The organism is Streptococcus sp. P25B114 (genome assembly GCF_053010325.1).
Map to the genome: position 1 here is coordinate 1 of NZ_JBRKNW010000038.1, position 4779 is coordinate 4779.

Genomic DNA, 4779 nt, shown 5'->3' on the forward strand with positions numbered 1-4779 from the left:
GTTGGTTTTGTATGCACTTTTTACACTAAAATTTAGTCCAAAATAAAACAATTTCCTTATTTTGACTATTGAACTCAAAATATTTTTCGTCAAATACCTTGATAAGCTTGACAAACGGTAGAAAAAAGCCGTTGAATATCCAACGACTTCCTCAAATGAGACAACTTAAGCTACTTCTCCTTATAAAAGAGCACAAAGGGGAGCACAATTCCGACCGAAATCCACCATTTGACCTCCATATGGAGCAGATACTTGCCAAGGCTGGCCACTAGGACATAGAACAAGGCCAAAGCGATGCGGATGTAGATATTCTTCAAATCAAATTTCATAGGCAAATCTCCTTGTACTATCATTATACTATCTTTACTCTTGAAAAATCAAATCTATCCATTGTCAACAGCCTTGGTGAGTGAAGAGTTTCGGGGGAAATTTTCAGCCTATCCCCTTGAAAGAAGGGCACGACAGAGTTCAACCATGGACATTTTCATTGAGTTTTATAGATAGAAACAAAGAAAATCCCAGTCCGTAGACTGAGATTCAATAGATTTATAAACACTAGACTTTAGACTGAATAGCCTGCATCTGGGCGTAGACACCACCTAGAGCGACCAAGTCATCATGACGGCCTTGTTCAATGATGCGACCTTGGTCCAGGACCAGAATCTGGTCTGCATTTTGAATGGTCGACAGGCGGTGGGCGATGATAAAGGTTGTCCGCCCCTCCTTGACCACTTCCATGGCATGCTGGATGATTTCCTCAGTCTCCGTATCAATGTGGGAAGTCGCCTCATCCAGGATCAGAATCTTAGGGTCAGAATAAAGGGTCCGGGCAAAGGCAATCAACTGCCGCTCTCCACTGGAGAAGGCCGAACCTTTTTCGACAACAGGCTCATCGATTCCCTTTTCCAGACGAGCCAACATCGGCCCAGCTCCAACCTTTTCCAGAGCCTGACGCACGCGCTCCCGGTCCATTTGGTCCACATCCATGGCCACATTACTGGCAATGGTCCCCGTAAAGAGATAAGGATCTTGCAGGACAATCCCCATATGGCTGCGCAGGCTTTCGCGAGAATAGTCTCGAATATCCTGACCATCAATCAAGACTCGCCCAACCTGGGGATCGTAAAAGCGATAGAGTAGGTTCATAATCGACGTCTTACCCGAACCAGTATGGCCCACCAGAGCTACTGTCTGTCCCTTGTCCGCCTGGATAGAGATATCCTTCAAGATTGCCTTGCCTTCTTCATAGGCAAACTGGACATGTTCAAATATGACTTGACCATCAGTCACCTGCAAGATCTCTTCTCTATCTGGCTCCGTCTCTTCTTCCAAGAGGGCCATCAAACGCTTGCCCGTTTCAAAGGACCGCAGCATATTTGGAAATTGCTGTACCAAGGAACCCAGGGCAATAAAAATTCCCTCAATATAGTTGACATAGACAAAGAGTTTGCCTGGACTAACCCCCGGCTGGCCCTTGAGAAACTGATAGCCAACCACCGTAAGAATGCCAGTGACCACCAAGTTTTGCAGGAAACCACTCAGGTTCCAGGTCGCCAAGGATTGGGCCCAGATAATTCGGTTATCGGCCCGTCGCATCTTGTCTGCCGTTGCCTCAAACTCTTCCATGACTGCCTCTTCCTGACCGAAAAGCTGGATCAGACTAGCCCCGTTCATGGTTTCATTGACCTGGGTATTGACATCACTCCTGGCATCATAAAAGTCCTTCATGGGTTTGTCTGTCATCCGCTTATAGGCATACTGGATAGCGATATAGAGTGGAATCAAGACCAGCATGAGCCAGCCCAGGGTGGCATTCATGTAAAAGAGGACACCGTAGGTAAATGCCAGACGGATTAGGTTATTAAAGGCGTAGACCAGGGTCCCATAGAACTGGTTGCGCAGGGTCTCGGTATCATTGACAATCCGAGTCGCAATCTTACCTGCTGGTTTGTCATCAAAGTAGGAAATAGGCAGGCGCTGCATGACATCGTAGGCCTGATTTCGCAAAAGCTCCGCAATTCGATTGGCACAGTGCATAAGCAGGCGCATGGACAGATAAAAGCCCAGACTACCGATGACCGTCATCCCCATATACTGACTAGCCTTGGTCAAAAAGGCAGCCTGATCAAAGGGCAGCCCCTTGCTCAAATCCGTCAAGGGACCGTCAATAGCCTGCTGGACAATGAGCGGTGCCAAACGCACCATGGCAGAAGCCAGGAGATAGAAGGCTACCGCAATGGCAAATAGCCATTTGACCTGCTTGATTTGTCGCAATAAAAATCCTAAAATCTTCATTCCTCTCCTCCTTCCTGGCTTTGTTGTCGCTGGTATTGCTCAAAGTACCAGCCACCTTGCGCCAGCAAATCTGCTGGACGGCCCTCTTCAACGATGCGGCCCTCATCCAGGACCAGCACCCAGTCTGCATGGTTAACAGCCGATAGGCGGTGGGTGACGATGACATTGGTTTTACCCACCCGTTCTTTTTGGATATTTTCAATAATCTGGCGTTCTGTACGAGCATCTACTGCCGACAGGGAATCATCCAGGATCAGCAGGTCTGGTTTTCGCAGAAAGGCCCGTGCAATGGAAATCCGTTGCTTCTGGCCGCCAGAAATGGACACGCCCCGCTCACCAATCATGGTGTCCAGACCGTCACTCATCCGCTCTAAGTCTTGCCTGAAGGCCGCTGTCATAATGGATTGCTCAATCTCCTCAGGACTGGCATCCAGCTTACCAAGGGCAATATTTTCGCCAACCGACTTGGAAAAGAGGATATGTTCTTGGGGAACGTAGCCAATTTTTTCCTCAATCGATGCGCGTTTAAAGTCCAGAACTGATTGGCCATTTATCGTAAAACTGCCTTGACCGACTGGATATTGACGGAGGAATTGGCGGACCAGAGTGGTCTTGCCTGACCCTGTTTTCCCAACGATACCGACTGTCTGCCCTCTTTTCAGGGTCCAATGGATGTCCTGCAAACTCGGCCGGTCTGCCTGTGGATAGCTAAAGCTGTACCCTTCAAAAGCCAGACTGGACAGCTCTGCTATTTCCCAAAAACCATCAACTTCCAAATCATCCCCTGTATCAATCAGCTCCTGCAGCTTTTCAAATGAGGTCTTGCCGGTCTGGTAGACCAAGATGAAATCCGACAGCATCCAGAAAGGCTCGAGAAGTGAACCAACGTAGAGCTGGAGGGCGATGACCTGGCCGATAGACAGTTGACCAGACTTGACAGCCACTGTCCCCATGACCAGGACCAAAATAGTGGACAAGCCCAGAGCCAAAGTAGCCAAGGGATTGTAGAGGGACTGGAGGGAAGTAATCCGGTCTCCACCCTTGGCAAGCTCCCGTGTCCGCTCCTGAAACTTGACCTTCTGAGTGGCCTTCTTGCTGTAGGCGCGTGTGACCCGAATACCTTCTACGACTTCCAGAACCTCATTATTGAGCTGGGCGACAGCCTCCCGGTTGGCCTCAATGGCCTCATCCTGCTTGCGACCGATGAAAAAGATAGCCGCAGTCATAGCCAGCATAGGAAGCAGAGCCACCAGAGAAGTCTTCCAGTCGATGATAAACATATATGGAATGACAAAGGCAAACATGCCTCCTGCATAGACCACAATCATGATTCCGTAGCCAACCATTTCCATCAGCCCGTCCACGTCCGTTGAAAAGCGGGTCATGACATCCCCAGAGCGAAACTTCTCATAGAAGGGCGTCCGCATGACAACCATTTTTCGGAAGGCCCGCTGCTGCATGTCAAATTTGAAATTGATAGAAGACTGAAAAAGCTTGAGATGCCAAATGAAGGCTGTAGCATAGTTGACCAGGGTCACCAGGAAAAGCAGGGTCATATCCTGGACCAACATTTTCTCGGTCAAGCCATTAGACGCCAGGGTGTCGACCATTCTTTGGATAATCTGGGTCGGCACCAAGAGCGTGGCGTCGTAAATAATCAAGGTCACAGCGATCAGCAAGTAGAGCCACTTGTGCCGCTTGACATAATCAAAAATTAAGCTGAACATATATCTCCCTTATCTTAAAACCTTTCTAAGCACGCAAAAAAGCCTAGACGACACACTCCGCCTAGGCTCCCTCAAGTCCGTTAAAATAGACTATTATAGTTGCTTAAAAAGGAGTGGTTTATGAAAAACAGTTTGTTTTGTGATAAATACTGTATTGTTCATTGTAGTACTCCTTTCCTCATTCTACCCTTTATTTTATCAGAATATATTGACTTGTCAAGGTATTTTAGGTAAAAAAGTAAGAAAAACGACCCATTCGGACCGTTTGTCAACTATATGCTAGTTGCCGGGATTGAACCGGCGACCTCATCCTTACCATGGATGCGCTCTACCGACTGAGCTAAACCAGCAGTACCTTATCAGTATATCATACTCTGGAAATTTGTCAATATTTTTTGAAAGAAAAAAAGCCTATAAAAGACTCTTTTCCGCTATCGAAAGTTCTATAATGAAGTTAGCCACCCCAACCTAGCCAAAAAACAGCTGTTTCAACTGGTTCAGCTGTCTGTTCTGGTTTCGTTTGTTAACAGGTTCAAGGGTTCCTGTTGACAAATGAAAGTTCCTTGTAGGTAAAAGAAAACACCTCCGTGTTATACTTGTAGTTCACCACAAACACAAGGTAGGAAGACCCGGAGATGCATACACATTATACACCAAAAGGAAAACATTTGACAATCGAAAACCGCAGACAAATTGAACGGTGGAAAGGCGAAGGGAAATCCAATCGGGAAATCGCTCGCTTATTGGGAAAGGCTCC

4 protein-coding genes and 1 tRNA gene are annotated in these 4779 nt (G+C 47.3%); 1 reads left to right on the top strand and 4 read right to left on the bottom strand.

Annotated elements, in window-relative coordinates; all coding sequences use genetic code 11:
- Positions 1-170: 170 nt before the first annotated feature.
- The 4 genes from ACVC7T_RS10845 to ACVC7T_RS10860 all read right to left on the bottom strand — a co-directional run bounded on the left by ACVC7T_RS10845 (position 171) and on the right by ACVC7T_RS10860 (position 4372).
- Positions 171-329, bottom strand: a complete 159-nt coding sequence (locus tag ACVC7T_RS10845) for a hypothetical protein (protein ID WP_161948244.1) — start codon at positions 327-329, stop codon at positions 171-173.
- 226 nt (positions 330-555) lie between these two features.
- Positions 556-2295, bottom strand: coding sequence for an ABC transporter ATP-binding protein (locus ACVC7T_RS10850; protein WP_447262945.1), 1740 nt, complete (start codon positions 2293-2295; stop codon positions 556-558).
- On the bottom strand, positions 2292-4022 hold the full coding sequence (locus ACVC7T_RS10855) for an ABC transporter ATP-binding protein (RefSeq protein ID WP_447262946.1): 1731 nt from the start codon (positions 4020-4022) through the stop codon (positions 2292-2294). Before ACVC7T_RS10855 ends, ACVC7T_RS10850 begins: the two co-directional genes overlap by 4 nt.
- Positions 4023-4299: 277 nt before the next feature.
- Positions 4300-4372 (bottom strand) — tRNA-Thr (locus ACVC7T_RS10860).
- Between the two features lie 285 nt (positions 4373-4657).
- On the opposite strand from ACVC7T_RS10860, the gene ACVC7T_RS10865 reads away from it, so the two are divergent.
- On the top strand, positions 4658-4779 hold a 122-nt coding region (locus ACVC7T_RS10865), incomplete at its 3' end, for a helix-turn-helix domain-containing protein (RefSeq protein ID WP_447262929.1).

Excerpts from the sequence above, each read along its gene's own strand:
- ACVC7T_RS10845 (WP_161948244.1), bottom strand. The coding sequence starts at position 329 with ATGAAATTTGATTTGAAGAATATCTACATCCGCATCGCTTTGGCCTTG.
- ACVC7T_RS10850 (WP_447262945.1), bottom strand. The coding sequence starts at position 2,295 with ATGAAGATTTTAGGATTTTTATTGCGACAAATCAAGCAGGTCAAATGG.
- ACVC7T_RS10855 (WP_447262946.1), bottom strand. The coding sequence starts at position 4,022 with ATGTTCAGCTTAATTTTTGATTATGTCAAGCGGCACAAGTGGCTCTAC.